We start from the raw sequence: 18567 nt of genomic DNA on the forward strand, positions 1-18567 counted from the left end.
CTGATTTTCAAGCCGATATTTTTTCACTTTATCTTTCATTAGACCATCGGTAGCTAAGATTATGGGTTTTTGCTACTAGAAAATAGAAACTATTTGTCTAATTATAATTTGTATTCCTTATTTTCGAAGCATAATTTTTAGAAAACCCTTCTATATTTTAGTATGAACTATAAAAAAATCAATAACCTGTTAGGATGGGTAGTGGGTATTATTGCCACACTGACTTACATTTTGACGCTTGAAAAGACAACAAGCTGGTGGGATACAGGTGAATTTATTGCTTCGGCGTACAAGTTGCAAATTGTGCACCAGCCGGGGGCGCCCTTATTTTTAATGATCCAAAACTTGTTCTCCAACCTTGCGATGGGAGATAACTCTCGCATTGCTTATTGGATGAATGTGGGTTCTGCCGTTTGTAGTGGTTTGACCATTACCTTCTTGTTCTGGACCATTACCGCACTTGCCAAGAAAGCTTATGTGAGCCTTTCTTCTAAAGAGGAAATCTCCGAAGGTAATTTGATCAAGATCATGGGGGCAGGGGTTGTCGGTGCATTGGCTTATACCTTTTCGGATACCTTCTGGTTTTCGGCAGTTGAGTCTGAAGTATACGCAATGTCTTCATTATGTACTGCGGTTGTATTTTGGGCCATACTAAAATGGGAAGCAAAGGCTGATGAACCTGGTGCAGACCGTTGGTTAATCTTGATTGCCTATGTGATGGGTTTATCCATTGGCGTCCACTTATTGAACTTATTGGTGATTCCAGCGATTGCCTTGGTAATCTATTTCAGAAGAACATCGAAAGTAACAGGAGGTGGGATAGCAAAAGCTCTGATCATCGGTGTCATCGTTTTAGCGGTGGTATTATGGGGTGTTATCCAGTATTTGATCAAATTTGCAGCCTTCTCTGACCTGTTTTTCGTGAACAGTTTAGGCATGGGATTTGGCACAGGTGCCACTTTCTTCACTTTGTTGGTTGCGGGTCTATTGCTTTTTGGAATCTGGTATTCATGGAAAAACGTGAAGCCGATCTTGAATATATCGCTATTGAGTTTAGCATTCGTGATCTTTGGATATAGTTCATTTACAATGATCTTGGTAAGGGCAAAAGCAAACCCAACCTTGAACAACTCTGATCCAGACAACGTATTTACTTTCTTAAGCTACCTAAACCGTGAGCAATATGGTGATGAGCCTTTGTTGAAAGGAAGGTACTTTGATGCAAAACCAACTGATGTTTTTGAAACAGGAAACATCTACCGTAAGGATGGTAACAAATATGTCGTAGCTAAGAAAAAATTCGATTATACCTGGAGCCACAGTACGCTGTTTCCACGTATCTATTCCGATAAGCACGAGTCCTACTATAGAGAATTCTTGAACTTAGGTCCAGATGAAGTACCTACCATGGTCGATAACCTGAAGTTCTTCTTCGGTTACCAGATCGGGCAGATGTACAGTCGCTACTTTATGTGGAACTTTGTAGGTCGCCAAAATGACCAACAAGGGCAAGGTTCCTTTACTGAAGGAAACTGGATCTCGGGTATTAAGCCGATCGATAATGTAAGATTAGGAGGTCAATATGCACTCCCAACCTCAGAATTAGAAAATGCGGGTAGAAATACCTATTTCTTCCTTCCATTGATATTAGGGATCTTAGGAGCCATGTGGCAGTTCAAGAAACAGCAACGTGATGCTTCTGTAGTAACTTTATTGTTCTTCTTTACAGGTCTTGCCATTGTGCTGTACCTGAACCAAACCCCATTGCAACCACGTGAACGGGATTATGCTTATGCTGGTTCCTTCTACGCATTCTGTATTTGGGTTGGGATGGGTGTAATATGGATTGCAGATTTACTATCGAAGAAAGTCAATGCGAAAAATGCTGCCATCGGAGCAACAGCTGTTTCCTTACTTGCAGGACCAGTTCTTTTGGCAAGCCAAAACTGGGATGACCATGATCGTTCGGAGAAGTTCTTGGCTCGTGATATGGCAAAGAATTATTTGGAGTCTTGTGCGCCAAATGCCATTCTATTCAGTTATGGTGATAACGATACCTATCCTTTATGGTACGTGCAAGAAGTTGAAGGTTTCCGTACCGACGTACGTGTGGTAAACTTAAGTTTACTGAGTGCAGATTGGTACATGAAGCAAATGATGCACAAGGTGAACGATGCTGATGCATTGCCATTGAACATCGATCCTGAGAAAATCAAGGATGGTGTGCGCGATGTGATTTACTTCAGTGACATGAATATCCCTGGATATGTAGATGTAGAAGACCTATTGCAGATCATGCTTTCGGATGATCAGCAATATAAGGTTCAATTGCAGAGCGGAGATTGGGCGAATATCCTTCCAACCAAGAAAATGCAGTTGAAGGTTGATAAACAAGCTGTAATAGCAAACAAAGTGGTTCCTAAAGAGTGGGAAGATGCCATCGTTGATACGATGCAATGGAATTACAGTGGAGGAATTGTAAGTAGAGCGGATCTTTCGATCATGGCGCTATTGGCCAACAACGGTTGGAAACGTCCTATTTATTTTACTTCTACTACTCCAGAAGAGAATATGATTGGTTTAGAGAAGTTCTTGGTTTCAGAAGGATTTGCGATGCGCTTGATGCCTGTGGCATTAGCTGCCGAAGGTGAGGTTACAGGACCGATTACCGATGTGGAAGGAACCTACAATAATATAATCAATAAGTTCACTTGGGGTAATATTGCCAATTCTAATTACTTAGATCCAGATTCTTACCGTTATATCAGTATGTATGCTGGTAATATCTTTGGTGAGACAGCTCAAAACCTATTATCAATGGGCAAGAATACCGAGGCTAAGAAATTGGTTAACAATGCTTACGAAAACTTACCTAAGCGTGCGTACTTGATGTCAGAGGTGTTCTCATATACAACCTTGATTGATGCCATGTACAAAACTGGTGAGGTGGAAAAAGCGAATGAAATCGTGAAGAGAAACTTGAAATTCCTTCGCGAAAACATGGCTTATTACATGAACATCGCAGAAACTAAGCCTAATCTTGAATTTAGAAATATGCGTTTCGGTTTGGCTGCCATCCAGAATTACCAAAGGGTATTGACGGATGCCAAACAACAAGATCTCTTGAAAGAAGTTAATCAGATCTTTGAAACCTATAGACCATTATACGAAGCAGCAAGTCAATAAGATTTTTTGTTTTGAATTGAAAAAGGGTTGTCAGGAATGGCAACCCTTTTTTTGTGGGGGGGGATTGTATTCGGGTATTTGAACCAGGATGGAAGGGATGAGAGGATGGGCCAAGATCGGGGCATGAACCAGGATGGAAAGGAAGAGAGGATGGGCCAAGATTTACAACAATTTTAACCTTAATAAAGGGATTTAAATTAGGGCTATTTTTAATTAAAAAGGTAAAACCCCAGGGGCAATGTCATTAAGTTAAGGGTTTTTCATTCTGACGAAGGAAGAATCTCGGGGAAATGAAAACATCCAAAATTAAAAAAATCATTTTTTGCACTGCCGTACAGGTCCTCAATCTTCGATTGAGGATGACAAAATGTATTGGACATTTAGGTACAGATTCTTCACTCATCGTTCAGAATTAGAAATGCATTTGGGAGGGATTCAGAGTGAAACAAAGAATCAATTTTTGGTTTTGAGGGATGCATGTCATCATGAATCGTAAGATGAACCAACTATTTTCAAATAAAGAGTGGGGTAGTTCCGAGACCCTTCGGCGGATCATCCTCTACCAATTACAAGTTTGTTAAATCTGAGGTTCTAGGTATTTAGACCCATATTTATTTCCACAAAAATCTATTTTTTGCGATTTTCTGCCCTATAAGGGCAGAATTATTTTAGCAATGGTATCGAATAAAACAGGGGTAGCGAAAAAATGCTGTTCGATTAATTGAACAGCATTTTTTCGCTACTTCTAGGCTAACGTTCTATTTTTTCTAAAATAATGTAACCCCGATGGGGTTCTTCTAATTCAAAAATACAGTTCAGCGGGCGAATTCAATTCGCCCCTACACTGCGTATTACCAATCTAGGGTTTTTATTTATCCCACGATAATAATCTTGGCCCATCCTCTCATCCCATCCATCCTGGTTCAAATTCTCCAGACGAATTCAATATTCTATACAGCAACCTCCTTCCCAAAAACAACCACTTATAACAATGCTTAATTTATTGAATTACGGTAAACCGTAAACTTTCTGTTTTCTGCTTTTCTACATTTGTGCCCAATCAAACTTAATTATTACCCTATGAAATTTTATTTTCCATTTAGCAAGTACAGCTTGGTAGTTTTGACATTTGTCATTTTTTTTATTTCCTGTAGCAAAGACAAGGAGGAGGCAATTCCTGAAAAAATAACCAAAATTGAATTTATTGAAAAAGAAATTCAATTGTTTATTGGGAAGTCCGATACTTTGAATGTAGTACACAACCCTCAGAAATTACCTAAACCAAAATACAAATGGTCTAGTTCAAACACAGAAGTGGTTAGTGTGAATGAACTTGGAGTAATCAAAGCCTTAAAAGAAGGTAAATCAGAAATTACTGCAACGATATCCGGAGAAAATATGAATGCAAGGGTTCTAGTAAATGTTCTTCCGATTATACCAGAGAAATTAAAGTTAGAACTAGTTAATTCTACCCTTTTTGTGGGAGATTCTGTTAACGTTAAATATTCAATAGATCCGCCTAATACAACAAATGCTGGTCAGTATGGCATTGATTGGAGTTCTAGTGATAATTCTGTTTTTACTGTAATGGAAGGGAAGGTTAAAGGATTGAAAGCAGGGAAGGCAAAACTAACTGCTACAATAAAAGGAACTAATGTTTTTTCTGAAATAGAAATTATTGTGAAACCAGTATTACCTTCAGCGATTGAATTGAATATTACTTCGGGGCAAGTAGAATTGGGTCAAGCCATCAAACTGATAGCCAAAATCAAGCCGGATAATACGACAGATAAGGATTTGGTATGGGAGTCTTCTGATAGCAACATCGCTTCCGTTGTTGACGGAGAAGTAATAGGTAAGAAGGAAGGAGAAGTGGTTATTACCGTTAAAACTAAAGAAGGGTCAATTTCTGGGACAGCCAAAATAAAAGTTTTTACTGTTAAGGCAACGAAGATAACCTTAAATCAGACCCAAGTTGAAATAATGCCTGGTCAATCATTTGTTCTAACAGCTGAAGTTAGTCCGCAAAATACTCATAATAAAGACTTAGTTTGGAGTTCAAGTAATTCATTAATAGCGACAGTTGATCAATATGGAAATGTAATAGGTAAGAAGGAAGGAGAGGTTGTTATTACCGTTAAAACTAAAGAAGGGTCAATTTCTGCCACAGCCAAAATAAAAGTTTTTACTGTTAAGGCAACGAAGATAACCTTAAATGAGACCCACGTTGAATTAATGGCTGGTCAGTCATTTGGTCTAACTGCTGAAGTTAGTCCGCAAAATACTCATAATAAAGGCATAGTTTGGAGTTCAAGTAATTCATCAATAGCGACAGTTGATCAATATGGAAATGTAATAGCAAAAACTGAAGGGACCGTACAGATAACTGCAAAATCTTCAGAAAACCCTAATATTTCCGCTTCATGTTCAATCAAAGTTATTCCTGCTAGGGCTGTTTCAATTAGTCTTAGCGAGCATTTAAGAAGTTTAGAAATTGGAGGCACTTTTACAATTTTTGCAACGGTATTTCCAAATAATGTCAAAAATAAAGGGATAATTTGGAGTTCTAGCAATCCGAAAATTGCATCCGTGGATCAAAATGGAGTGGTAAAGGCTATATCTTCGGGTACTGTTGAAATTATCGCTACTTCACAAGATAATCCAAGCGTCATAAATTCCTGTACTGTTATGGTAAAAGAACTTGATTCGGGTGTGAAAGTTGGTAAAACCTCATCTTCTATTACTAATATAAATGGCTATTACACAGCGTCAATTACACACTTTATTGCTAACTACGGCAGTAAGAAAATAACTGTTTTAAAAATGGAAGTCGTAGATGGAGATGGAATTGTTAGATCTGTAAATAATGAACAAATTGAACTTTATTCGAACCAGCAAGTAACCTATACATCTAGATTTAGTAGTATTTATAGACCACAATTTCATTACTATTTTGAAATCGATGGTAAACAGTTTAAACGGGTTTTAACTTTAGACTAAAAGGATGTTCTTGAAGAAAATTGGTGGAAATTCATAATAGATTAGCAACGAGGCAGCTTATTAATAAGCTGCCTTATTTTTTCCAATCCAATATGGCTTAAATTACGATTTTTGGAAAAAATGCCTTAAGTTTGCCTAAATAAATCCATAGATGAAACAATCGATATTATTAGATGGACCGAAGTTTCAGATTACGCTCAAGCGATTGTCTCAACAATTAATTGAAAACCATGGAGATTTCTCCAACGCTGTAATCATTGGAATTCAACCTCGAGGTACCTATTTAGCTGAAAGATTAGTACAGGAAATCAAAGAAATGACAGGTGTTCAAGTGCCATTGGGTATTTTGGATATCACTTTTTATCGTGATGATTTCAGGATGAAAGGTGCCAGCCCATTAGCTGCGAACAGTACGGTCATTGATTTTATTATAGAAGGCAAAAATGTGATCTTGGTTGATGACGTGCTTTGGACTGGGAGGACGATCCGTTCTGCCATGGATGCTATCCAGGCGTTTGGTCGGGCCAACCGTATTGAATTGATGGTCTTAGTAGATCGTCGTTTCTCGAGACAGATTCCTATCCAACCAGACTATATTGGGATCCAAGTCGACTCCATCGATTCGCAAAAAGTAATTGTAAGCTGGAAAGAGGTGGATGATAACGATAGTATTGTGTTGATCACCGAAAAGAAATAGAAAGATTTTATTGTTTAACAAATGTCAACATCTGAACAACTTAGTACCCGCCATTTATTAGGTATCAAGGATTTAAATAGCAACGATATCCAATTGATCTTGGATACGGCAGCAAATTTCAAGGAAGTACTGAATCGTCCGATTAAAAAGGTACCTTCTTTGCGTGATATTACCATTGCCAATGTGTTCTTCGAGAACTCTACCCGTACCCGTCTTTCTTTTGAACTTGCTGAAAAGCGTTTGTCGGCTGATATCGTCAACTTTGCGGCTTCCTCGTCTTCTGTAAGTAAGGGTGAAACCTTGATCGATACGGTGAACAATATCTTGGCGATGAAAGTGGACATGATCGTGATGCGCCACCCTTATGCAGGTGCTGGTGTTTTCTTGAGCAAGCATGTGGATGCCCAGATCGTGAATGCCGGCGATGGTGCCCATGAACATCCTACCCAAGCTTTACTGGATTCCTTTTCTATCCGTGAAAGGTTAGGTGAAGTGGCTGGTAAGAAAATTGCCATTATTGGAGATATCTTACATTCAAGGGTTGCTTTGTCCAATATTTTATGTTTACAAAAACAAGGAGCGGAGGTTATGGTCTGTGGACCGACGACCTTGATCCCAAAATATATTACCTCATTAGGCGTGAAGGTAGAGCATGATTTGATGAAAGCTTTGAACTGGTGTGATGTAGCGAATATGTTGAGGATCCAACTGGAGCGTCAGGATATCGCCTACTTCCCTTCATTGCGTGAGTATTCCATGCTTTATGGTTTGAACAAACAGATCTTAGACTCCTTAGATAAAGAGATTGTCATTATGCACCCAGGGCCAATCAACCGCGGTGTGGAGATTACCTCGGATGTTGCTGACAGCAACCACTCCATTATCCTGGACCAAGTAGAAAACGGAGTAGCCGTGAGAATGGCAGTTCTGTATCTGTTGGCAGGGAAGAGGGGTTAGGAATATGAGTACTTAGATATGAGATGTGAGATTTGAGATATGAGATAGAAATCTAACTAAAAAAGATAAAAAACAGAAAACAAGCCTGAAATCACATGATTTCAGGCTTGTTTTTTTGTAAAAATATTGTTTAAAACTTTATCGGTTTATTATTCGATGTTGGAACAAATTTTGAAGCTGAATTGTCAAGGATCAATAAGGATAATTCGTTTATATTTTACGGAAAAGCTTTAGGAACATATTGCTTAAATAGTAGAATATATCCAATAGTTTCAATAAATATTAAGTAATAAAATGTCTCATATCTCACATCTCAAATCTCAATTCCCGACCTAATGTTAAATAAAGTTAAATAGGTCAGGTTATCCACAGTTGTTAACAACTTTTGAGGAAAACATTGAAGTTATCCATTAATTTCGTAGGTTGAAGGCTTGTACCATTTGATCAAGGTGTTACAGGTCGAATTTCAATAAAAATACTGACGCATTCATTTTAAGGAGTATTCAATCATATGTATAAAAAAATTTACCAGTTAGGTGTGGCGATGAGCTTATTGAGTACACCGGTATTGGCGCAACATTCTGCATGGCAAGAAGTGAATAAAGCCTACAAGGATGGACTGGAGTTGTATGAAAGAGGGAAATTTAGTTCTGCTGCAAAACAATTTGATAAGTTTGAGGAAATCAGGACCAAATCATCACTTCAGTTAGACGAAACAAAGGAATTAAGCTTACTCAAAGAGAATGTTAGATATTATCAAGCTGTTTGTGCTTTAGAGTTAGGGGAGACAGATGCTGAGAGCCGTTTCTTAAAATACATAAAAGATTATCCAGCAAGTGCCAATTCCAAAGCGGCATATTTCCAAATCGGGAAGTCATATTATGCTCAAAAAGACTATCCAAAAGCTATTGAGTGGTTCGAGAAAATTGACAGTAAGAATTTAGCAGGAGCAGAGAACACGGAGTACCGTTTCAAATTGGCTTATGCAAAGTTCATGACAGGCGATTATGAGGCTGCTAGACCTGTATTTAATGAACTGAAAGATTTAAGGGGACAATATCAAGAGGCATCGATCTATTACTCGGCTTATTTGAGCTATTTGAACCAAGAATATAAAACAGCTTTGAATGAGTTTGAACGTCTGGAAGGATCTAAAACTTATGAGAACAGTTATCCATATTACATCACGGCCTTATACTTCTTGGATAAGCGTTATGATGATGTGTTGAGTTATGGATTGCCTAAGTTGGAGACGACCAAGCAAGAGAGTGAAACGGAGTTGTTGCGCATTATTGCAGCGACTTATTTCATCAAAGGGGACCTGGAGAAATCGAAGGAATTTTATGATAGGTTCCAAGCTCAAGACCAAGGCAAAACTCAAAACAACCAAGATAGCTACCAGATCGGTTATATCAACTATAAATTAGGGGAGTATGAGAAAGCGATTTCGGAATTAGAGAAATTGGAAGAACCGGATGCATATTTCCAAAGTGCCATGATCACTTTAGGGGATGCATTCTTGAAAACAGGAAATAAACAAAGTGCAAGAAACGCATTCTTCAGGGCGTCAAAACTAGATTTTGATCCTCAATTGAAAGAAGAAGGTTTGTTCAACTATGCAAAATTGTCTTATGATCTAGAGTTTCACCAAGTAGCATTGGATGCTATCAATGAGTACATGCAGACCTACCCAAGATCAAAACGCCAAGAAGAGGCGAAGACATTATTGGCTGAGGTTTTATTGAGCACCAAAAATTACCGTGCAGCGGTAGATGTTCTGGAAGACCTTCCAAACAGAGGAAAAGACGCAAATGCAGCTTACCAAAAAGTAACTTATTACCGCGGATTAGAATACTATAATGAGCGTGCATTTGAAAATGCTATTTCTATGTTCATGCGTTCAGAGGCTAACCGTTATGATGAGGAAATCTATGCATTGGCAACTTACTGGAAAGCGGAAGCCATGTATGAGGTTCGCAAGTATAAAGAGGCCGTATCTGCTTTCAATAAATTCCTGCAATTGCCTGCGGCTAGAAAAACAGAGGTTTATAATTATGCAAATTATGCTTTGGCTTATGCAGCCTTTAGAGCGGATAATTATAGTACGGCAGCCAATTACTTCGAACGTTTCTTAGCGGGTGGAGGTAAAGACGGCATTGACTTAAATACCAGGAACGATGCGATGGCGCGTGCAGCTGACTCGTACTTAGCCATCAAAAACTATAGCAAAGCAGCTAATTACTACGATCGTTTGATCGCTTCAGGAGCGCAGAGCCAAGATTATGCCTTGTTCCAAAAGGGTATCTTACTAGGGCTTCAAGGGGATAATAATGGTAAGATTTCGACCTTGAATTCGGTGATCGCGAAATATCCTAAATCGAACTACGCGGATGACGTGGCGTTTGAAATCCCTTATACTTATTTCTTAATTGGAGATCACGATCGTGCGATCGATGGTTTGCAAAAAATGGTAGAGCAATACCCAAGAAGTTCGTATGTGCCTAGAGCCTTGACAACGATCGGTCTAGTACAATATAACAAAGATGATAATGATGCGGCATTAGCTACTTTCCAACGTGTGGTAAACCAATACCCGACTACGGATGAAGCTAAACAAGCTTTAGCATCTATCGAGAACATCTATCTGGATAGAGGTGATGCTTCTGGATATATCCGTTATGCTACAAGCACCAATATTGGAGATTTAAGTACAGCAGAGCAGGATTCACATACCTTCTCTATCGCGCGTACCTTATTTGATCGTGGCAACTGGCAAGCGGCAGTGGAAGCGGTGAATGCTTACTTCGATAAATTTCCTAAACCGATTCAAGAGAAACATGCTCGTTTTATCCGTGCAGAAAGTAACGCGAATTTAGGTAAGGATACAGAGGCGATGCATGATTTCAACATTATCATGAATGACTGGACCTCAGCCTATACAGAGCGTACCTTGATCTCTGTTTCTAAATTGCACTTGAGGAATAAAGCTTATAACGAAGCGGTTCAAGTGTTGAAGAAATTGGAGTTGACCTCGGAATACAAAGAGAATTACGGATGGGCTGTAAACAACCTATTGGTAAGTTACTTCAACATGGGGGATTATGCTGAGACCTTGACTTATGCGAATATCATCAAGAAGTACGAGAAGTCTTCAGAAGAGGATATAGCTAAGGCGCACCTATATGCAGCAAAAGCATACTTATCAACCTCGAAAGGATCTGAGGGAATGAAAGAATTGAACTTGGCGGCCCTGAAATCAAAAACGGAGACAGGTGCTGAAGCGAGATTCTTGGTTGCGGAACAACAATTGAAAAATAAAAATTACGATGGTGCAATTAAATCTGCACTAGATATATCTGATTCCTTCTCTTCATACGATTATTGGGTAGCGAAAGGATTTATTGTGATGGCTCAGGCATACGAAGGCAAAGGCGATAAATTCCAAGCTAAATCAACATTGGAAAGTGTGATCGACAATTACGAAAACACGGAAGATGGTATTTTGAATGAAGCGAAACAATTATTGGAAAAAATTAAATAAGAATAGGAAAAGATGAAGTTGAATACTGTTTTTAAACAATCTGCTATATTAACCTTGATGTTGGGGATGGGAGTAGGGGCTTATGCTCAAAAAAGAGATACGACCGACCGTCCTGTAACATTGGATTCATTTGATATCGTTCGTGATTATAGACCTATTCTTGCTGATGCAGTAAAAATCCGTCGTAGTCCTGATATGTCAAACAAAAGAGAATATATGCCTAAGTTAAACTATGGCAATGTTCCTGATAAAAAATTGGACATCAATACCGGTCTTAGTGAATTACAGATTATGGAAACTCCGTTTTCTAGAATCATGGACCATAAGAGTAATTATGTGAAATTTGGTGCGGGTAACTTCAATACCATCTTGGGTGAAGCTTACTTTGCGGTGGAAGACTACGAAGACATCCGTTTTGGTGGATTCGCAAAACACTTAAGCCAAAAAGGAAATTTGGAAGACCAGAAATTCTCGAAACAGGAAATAGGGATTTTTGGACGTCGTATTTTGCCTATGTTCACTTTGGATGGGCTAATTGGATATAATGGGTATGGAACTCGTTTTTACGGTATCCCTGCGAACCAAGACGGCACCATAATCAATCCGACCCGTGAGGCACAACGATTCAATGATATTTACTTCTCTGGAGAGTTGACCAGCAATTATGATCCTGCAAATGAGGATGCATTAAGCTACTCGGTGAAAGCGGATGCCTATACTTACAATGATAAGTTTGAGGCAGGAGAGAATTCCGTTGCCTTAGCTGGTTACTTGAACAAACGCTATCGTGCTTTCAATGCAGGCGCTAATGTGTCATTAGACTATAATGGTGTTAAGGGTGTAAATACATCCACCGGAAAATTGAACAACTCGATTGCATCAATCAATCCTTATATCCGTTTTAAAGGAGATAATTACAACATTACTTTGGGGGCAAATATCGTTTCAGAATTTGGAGACAACTCTAGGTTCAACGTATTCCCTGAAGCAGAGGTTGATTTTGCATTGGCTCCGGAATACTTCTACATCTTTGGAGGAGTAACAGGTAATGTGGAAAAAGGTTCGTTCCGTGATTTCACACGTATCAACCCTTATCTAGGTCCAAATGCCAATATCCAAAATACCGTTGAGCGTATGAACATCTACGGTGGTATCAAGGGTAATGCCGGTGCGACCTTTGGTTATAAAGTAAAGGGTTTCTACATAAAAGTAGAAAGCATGGCCATGTTCGTGAACAATATGGAAACTCCATTCAACTTTGATTTGGTTTATGATGGCAATGGAGACGATGCGGTTAAGCATGTGGGAATCGAAGGAGAGATCAATGTAAGGTTATCATCATTGGTGAACTTGGGTGGTCGCTTGAACATCGACCAATATACCATGGTTGAGCAAGAAGAAGCTTGGCACATGCCGAAGATGCGTTTAGCAGCAAATGCTAGATTTAATATTTCTGAGAAATTGTTCATTGATGCCGAGGCATTGTTCCATGGGAATGCTTATGCGCAAGAGTTCACTTACTTAAATGGCGTGCCTGATGGCAACCCTTATCAAAAGAAAACCATTCCATCGTTCTTTGATTTGAGCGCTGGAGCAGAATATAAAGCAACGAAATACTTAGGTGTTTTTGTAAAGGCAAATAATATGTTGAATACAGAATACCAACGTTATTTATACTATCCAAAATTAGGATTCAATATTTTAGGTGGTTTAAATTTTTCGTTTTAATCTAACAAACTTTAAATTTGCAGCAGCAAAGAAATAAATGGATTTAGGAAGATACATTCATCAGCTATTAAAGCATAGAAACGAAGTGTATGTGAAGGGTTTGGGAGTTTTCAAACGCATTCACACCCCTTCTGTATATGATGATCGCCGCGGAGTGTATTTGCCTCCAGTGACCTATTTGGAATTTGATGGGAAATCTACTGATGGTGTTGATTTTATAGATTACATCCAACAGTCGAAACAGATTTCTCGACAATCAGCAGAGGCTGAAGTGCATGATGTTGTATTCAATCTGCTGGAAACAATTAAGGAGAACGGATCGGTTACATTGAACCATTTGGGACAATTGATCAAGCACGGATCCTCGTTGGTGTTTAAGGCAGAGGACCTGAGCGGATTTCAGCTGCAACCTATTGAAGGCGCGGCAAGCCCTGTTTCTGAGCCAGAGATTAAACCTGAGCCAGAGATTGAAGTCGAAGAAGAGCAGCTGGAGACGGAAGAGCCAGAGGAAAGTGTTGAGGAACCTGTAGTAGCGGTAACTGAACAAGAAATCGTACCGGAAATTTATGAGGAGCCACAAGCTGCTGGTAAATCAAAGTGGTATATCTGGGCTGCGGTCGTTGCAATTGTGGTTATTGCTGGTTTGTTTTATCTGAACCATACGAACAGTTCCCGAAGAGCACAGGAGCGAGCTGACAGCATCTTGAATGCCGGTATCGCAGAACCTGATACAACGGTTGCAAAACCGGTAGACACAAGCAGCACGGTTACGACTCCAATAGTAGATAGTACAGCAAATACAAATACAGAGACAGGTAAGAAGGTCTATAATCCTTTGATCCCTGCAAATCACACCTATCAGATTGTCATAGGAACGCATGCTACATTGGCTCAGGCGTATGAACAGGCCGAGTCGTTTAACAAAGCGGGAATTGAATCTGTACGCGTAATACCGAGTAACCTGGCACATAACAAGAAGAAGGTCATTTGGGATTCGTATGAAACGAAAGAACAAGCGGATTCTGCATTGAAATATGTTAGGAAGCACTATGTTGCAGATGCTTGGCATCAAAAAATAAACAAGTAAATCAATCAAACAGCACAAAATACGTTAATTAACTATGTCATTAGTACAAAACCCTGCAATCGTTGATACCTTGAATCAAGTTCAACAACAACCGGTAGCTCTAGCTACGACAGACGATCTTAACCTACTTGAACTTCTGATGAAGGGTGGGTGGATTATGATTCCGATCCTTTTATTATTTTTCTTGGGATTGGTCATCTTTTTTGAACGTTACATTACTATTCGCAAAGCCAGTAAATCCGAGAGCGGATTATTAGCTTCAGTGAAAAGCAGTGTATTGTCCGGAAAAATCGATGCTGCTATGGCTGCTTGTCGTTCAAACAATTCGGCATTGTCCAGAATGTTGCAGAAAGGTTTGACCCGTGTAGGTCGTCCGATCAAGGATATTGAAGGCGCGATCGAGAACCAAGGAAAATTGGAAGTTTCCCGTTTGGAGAAGAACATCAATATCTTGGGTATCATTGCCGGTATTGCACCCATGTTAGGTTTCGTAGGAACGATCTTTGGGGTAATCCAGATCTTCCGTGAGGTGGAAATGGCTGGTGGTATCGATATTGGTTCGGTATCAGGTGGTCTTTATGTGAAGATGATCACTTCGGCTTCAGGTCTTACCATCGGTATCTTGGCTTATATCGGTTACCATATCCTGAACATGATGGTGGAGCGCTTGATTTTGCGCATTGAGACTGATGCAATTGAATTTATCGATTTATTGGATGAGCCTAGCATGTAAGCTGGTGTGACCCCGAATTGAAAGGCTAAAAATGAATTTACGTAATAGAAGAAATAGACCCGCTGCAGAAGTACATACAGCTGCCCTGAATGACATCATGTTCTTCTTGATGTTGTTCTTCCTGTTGGCTTCCGCGGTATCCAATCCACAGGTGGTAAAATTGCTTTTGCCAAAATCCAGTGCTGGAGAACAGTCAGTCGCTAAGAAGACCATGACGATTTCCATCACCAGTGATTTAGTATACCATGTGGACAAACAACCTGTTCCATTGGAGAACCTGGAATCTTATATCCAATCCAATATTGCAACTGGAGAAGAACTGACTGTGATGTTATATGCTGACAGTACAGTGCCTATCCAAAATGTGATTTCGGTAATGGATATTGCCAACAGATTGAAGGTCAAAATGGTATTGGCAACAGAGCCTAAGAAAGACTAATATTTAATATTAAACGTTTTAGGCTTTAGAAGGTCGAATTAGAAGAGATCAAGGAAAATGTACTACAATCAATATCGAGAAGAAAATAATCTTCCAAAGGCTTTAGGTATTTCATCACTGGTAATGGCTGGATTAGCTGTTATTGGTTTCTTTATTGTATTTGGTCAGAATCTTCCAGAATACGGTATGGGTGGTATCATTGTAAACTATGGTACTTCTCCAGAAGGTATGGGTGAGGATTACATGAGTGTGGACGAACCATCGATGGATGAGAATGCCAACAATGTGAAACCAGATAAAATTGACCCGAATTCAACGCCTATTCCTACGCCTTCTCAGCAGATTGCTGATAAAGCGGTAGCAACCCAGGATGTTGAGGAAGCGCCTGTTGTCCCTAAAGCGGAGAAGCCAGTGAAAGCGAATGCAGAGCAGGCTACTACCGAGAAAAAGAATGCAACGCCAGCAGTGAATCCTAATGCTCTGTATAAAGGCAAGAAAAATAATGCACAAGGTACAGGTGATGGTACTGGATCTACTCCAGGGAACCAAGGTTCTAAACTTGGGGATCCATTAGCTAGTAACTATGGTGAAGGAGGTTCTGGATTTGGTGATGCGATGTTATCACTGGAGAACAGACGTTTTACGGTGCCACCGAAAATAGAAGACAATGGGCAACAAACCGGTATTGTCAAGATTGAATTTACTGTTGACAAGAGCGGAAATATCGTGCGTGCTAGACAGGCTAAAGGTACGACCATTGCTGACTACAGATTAATTGAAAAGTGTATCCGTGCCGTTGAACAAGCGCGATTGAATGCACTGCCTAATGCGCCTCAGACCCAAACGGGGCTAATTACCTTCAGATTTAGAGTTAGATAATTCAATAATATGAAAACATTTGCAGAGGTAATCGAGTATTTATTTGCTCGATTACCTATGTTTACTCGTGATGGCGCTAGTGCCATCAATCCCGATGTAGACAAAACTCTTTTGCTTTGCCAGGCTCTTGGCAATCCCCATCAAAAGTTTAAATCAATACATATTGCTGGAACCAATGGAAAAGGTTCTTCTTCGCATATGCTTGCCTCAGTCTTGGCAGCATCTAAATTGAAAACCGGACTGTACACCTCGCCCCATTTGGTAGATTTTAGGGAAAGGATCAGGATTGATGGGAAGATGATCCCTGAGCAACTGGTTGTTGATTTCGTGAATGATCACCGCGAGTTGATTGAAGACCTGAAGCCTTCTTTCTTTGAAGTGACCGTGGCGATGGCCTTCGATTATTTTGCAAAGGAGAAGGTCGATATAGCCGTGATCGAAGTGGGATTAGGTGGAAGATTGGATAGCACCAACATTATCTTGCCTGAGCTTTGCCTGATCACGAATATCGGTATGGACCATATGAATATCCTTGGTGATACGTTGGAGCAGATAGCAGGGGAGAAGGCCGGTATCATTAAGCCAAATGTTCCGGTGGTTATTTCGGAGAAGCAAACTGAGATCGAACATGTTTTCATCAATAAGGCAAAAGAAGGGGATAGCCCGATCTTTTTTGCTGAGGACTATTACGAGGTCCATCAAGTAGAAAAGAAGCAGACGGGCTTGGATATCACTGTTGAGAGCAAAACAACAAAGGAATGCCTGACTTGGCAATTGGATCTTTCTGGTTCTTACCAAAAGAAGAATATCCTTGGGGTATTGACAGCTATTGATCAATTGAAGGAGTTAGGGTATGAGTTAGCTGAAGAAGATATCAGGGAAGGTCTTAGCAATGTGCAAGAATCAACAGGTTTGAGAGGAAGATGGCAGACCCTGTCGACTGATCCTTGGATAATCTGTGATACTGGTCACAATGAAGATGGAATAAAGGCGGTGGTTCGAAATCTGAGTACCTTAAACTTCAATAACCTGCACTTTGTCATCGGGGCTATGAAGGATAAAGATCTTTCACACATTTTGCCTTTATTACCAAAACAAGCGACTTATTATTTTGCGGCACCTCAGATGCCAAGGGCAATGAAAGCAGCCGACTTGGCTGAGTTAGCACATTCATTCGGCCTGAAAGGCCAAGAATATGCATACATTGATGAAGCATACGAGGCGACGCTAAAGAATTACCAAGAAGGTGATCTTATATTTATCGGTGGAAGTACTTTTGTTGTTGCAGAAGTATTGACTAATCATTTTTAGTCAATTCACCACGCAGACTCTGCTGTACCCAATGTGCGACATCTTCTTGACTGTCTAATTCACCTTGAAGGTACATAAGCTTGGTTACAGCAGTTTCAAAGGTCATATCATAGCCATTGAGCACCCCGATACATTTTAAGCCCTGAGAAGTCTCGTAACGGCCTAATTCTACAGAACCTACCTTACATTGTGAAATATCCAGGATATTCTTTCCAGATTTGATGGCTTCCTGGAGCAGTTCGAGGAACCAGCTATCGGTCATGGTATTTCCGCTACCAAATGTTTCCATCACAATACTTCTGACGTCTGAATTCAAAACAGCCTTGATGGTTTCTGGACTGATCCCCGGGAACAGTTTAAGGACACCTACGCGGTTGTCGATATGGTAATGGCAAATAAAATCTTGGCCGGCATTATTGGCCAACACCTCATCATTGTATCGGATATGGATTCCAGCTTCGGCTAAAACAGGGAAGTTCGGTGAGCGGAAAGCTTCGAATTTATCGGAATTGTACTTAAAGGATCGATTGCCTCGGAAAAGTTTGTTGTCAAAAAGGATACAGACTTCTTGGATGATGGATATACCATCTCTTTTTGCCGAAGCAATCTCCAAGGCCGTCATTAGATTTTCACGGGCATCGGTACGGATCTCGCCAATTGGCAATTGGGAGCCGGAAAATATGACGGGTTTCTGAAGGCCTTCCAACAAAAAGCTAAGCATGGATGCCGAGTAAGCCATGGTATCGGAGCCATGAAGGATTACAAATCCGTCATAAAGCTCGTAATTGTCTTTGATGATCTTGGCCATCTCTAACCAGATGCTTGGACGCATATTGGATGAGTCGATGATGGGCTCAAAAGAGTGCACAGTCAGTTTATAGTTCAGGCGACTTAAATCAGGCAGGTTCTTTTCAATCAGTTCAAAATCGAAAGGAATAAAAGTTCCGGTTTCTGGATCTTTTACCATACCAATGGTGCCACCGGTATAAATGATAAAAATATTGTACAT

At 39.9% G+C, this 18567-nt stretch carries 12 protein-coding genes; 11 read left to right on the plus strand and 1 reads right to left on the minus strand.

The annotated features are described in order from the left end of the window. The first annotated feature begins 162 nt into the window (after positions 1-162). The 11 genes from ACK2WI_RS00510 to ACK2WI_RS00560 all read left to right on the plus strand — a co-directional run bounded on the left by ACK2WI_RS00510 (position 163) and on the right by ACK2WI_RS00560 (position 17558). Positions 163-3186, plus strand: a complete 3024-nt coding sequence (locus ACK2WI_RS00510) for a protein O-mannosyl-transferase family (RefSeq protein WP_409149217.1) — start codon at positions 163-165, stop codon at positions 3184-3186. Between the two features lie 1080 nt (positions 3187-4266). After that, positions 4267-6186: an Ig-like domain-containing protein gene (locus tag ACK2WI_RS00515; RefSeq protein ID WP_409149219.1), complete on the plus strand. Its 1920-nt coding sequence runs from the start codon at positions 4267-4269 to the stop codon at positions 6184-6186. Positions 6187-6337: 151 nt separating this feature from the next. Next, the gene (gene pyrR, locus ACK2WI_RS00520; protein WP_093101390.1) at positions 6338-6883 is read left to right on the plus strand and encodes a bifunctional pyr operon transcriptional regulator/uracil phosphoribosyltransferase PyrR; all 546 of its coding nucleotides are present in this window, start codon (positions 6338-6340) and stop codon (positions 6881-6883) included. Positions 6884-6904: 21 nt separating this feature from the next. Further along, positions 6905-7840 carry an aspartate carbamoyltransferase catalytic subunit gene (locus ACK2WI_RS00525; protein ID WP_094257766.1) on the plus strand — a complete coding sequence of 312 codons (936 nt, stop codon included), beginning with the start codon at positions 6905-6907 and terminating at the stop codon, positions 7838-7840. Positions 7841-8351: 511 nt separating this feature from the next. After that, positions 8352-11381, plus strand: a complete 3030-nt coding sequence (locus tag ACK2WI_RS00530) for a tetratricopeptide repeat protein (protein ID WP_409149221.1) — start codon at positions 8352-8354, stop codon at positions 11379-11381. A gap of 12 nt (positions 11382-11393) precedes the next feature. Beyond that, on the plus strand, positions 11394-13109 hold the full coding sequence (locus ACK2WI_RS00535; RefSeq protein ID WP_409149223.1) for a hypothetical protein: 1716 nt from the start codon (positions 11394-11396) through the stop codon (positions 13107-13109). A 37-nt stretch (positions 13110-13146) separates the two neighbouring features. Next, a complete protein-coding gene (locus ACK2WI_RS00540) occupies positions 13147-14196 on the plus strand; it encodes a hypothetical protein (RefSeq protein ID WP_409149225.1) in 1050 nt (349 codons plus the stop codon). A 34-nt stretch (positions 14197-14230) separates the two neighbouring features. After that, the gene (locus tag ACK2WI_RS00545) at positions 14231-14929 is read left to right on the plus strand and encodes a MotA/TolQ/ExbB proton channel family protein (protein ID WP_093101400.1); all 699 of its coding nucleotides are present in this window, start codon (positions 14231-14233) and stop codon (positions 14927-14929) included. Between the two features lie 31 nt (positions 14930-14960). Then, positions 14961-15368: a biopolymer transporter ExbD gene (locus tag ACK2WI_RS00550; protein ID WP_093101402.1), complete on the plus strand. Its 408-nt coding sequence runs from the start codon at positions 14961-14963 to the stop codon at positions 15366-15368. A gap of 57 nt (positions 15369-15425) precedes the next feature. Then, positions 15426-16247 (plus strand): energy transducer TonB, encoded by an 822-nt coding sequence (locus ACK2WI_RS00555; protein WP_093101404.1) that lies wholly within the window; start codon positions 15426-15428, stop codon positions 16245-16247. A 9-nt stretch (positions 16248-16256) separates the two neighbouring features. Then, positions 16257-17558 carry a bifunctional folylpolyglutamate synthase/dihydrofolate synthase gene (locus ACK2WI_RS00560; protein WP_409149228.1) on the plus strand — a complete coding sequence of 434 codons (1302 nt, stop codon included), beginning with the start codon at positions 16257-16259 and terminating at the stop codon, positions 17556-17558. On the opposite strand, the gene ACK2WI_RS00565 is transcribed toward ACK2WI_RS00560, so the two are convergent. Then, entirely contained in the window at positions 17545-18567 is a 1023-nt protein-coding gene (locus ACK2WI_RS00565) for an asparaginase (protein WP_093101408.1), read from the minus strand. The genes ACK2WI_RS00560 and ACK2WI_RS00565 overlap by 14 nt on opposite strands.

Source organism: Sphingobacterium sp. BS-2 (assembly GCF_046161205.1).
Taxonomy (GTDB): Bacteria; Bacteroidota; Bacteroidia; order Sphingobacteriales; family Sphingobacteriaceae; genus Sphingobacterium; species Sphingobacterium mizutaii.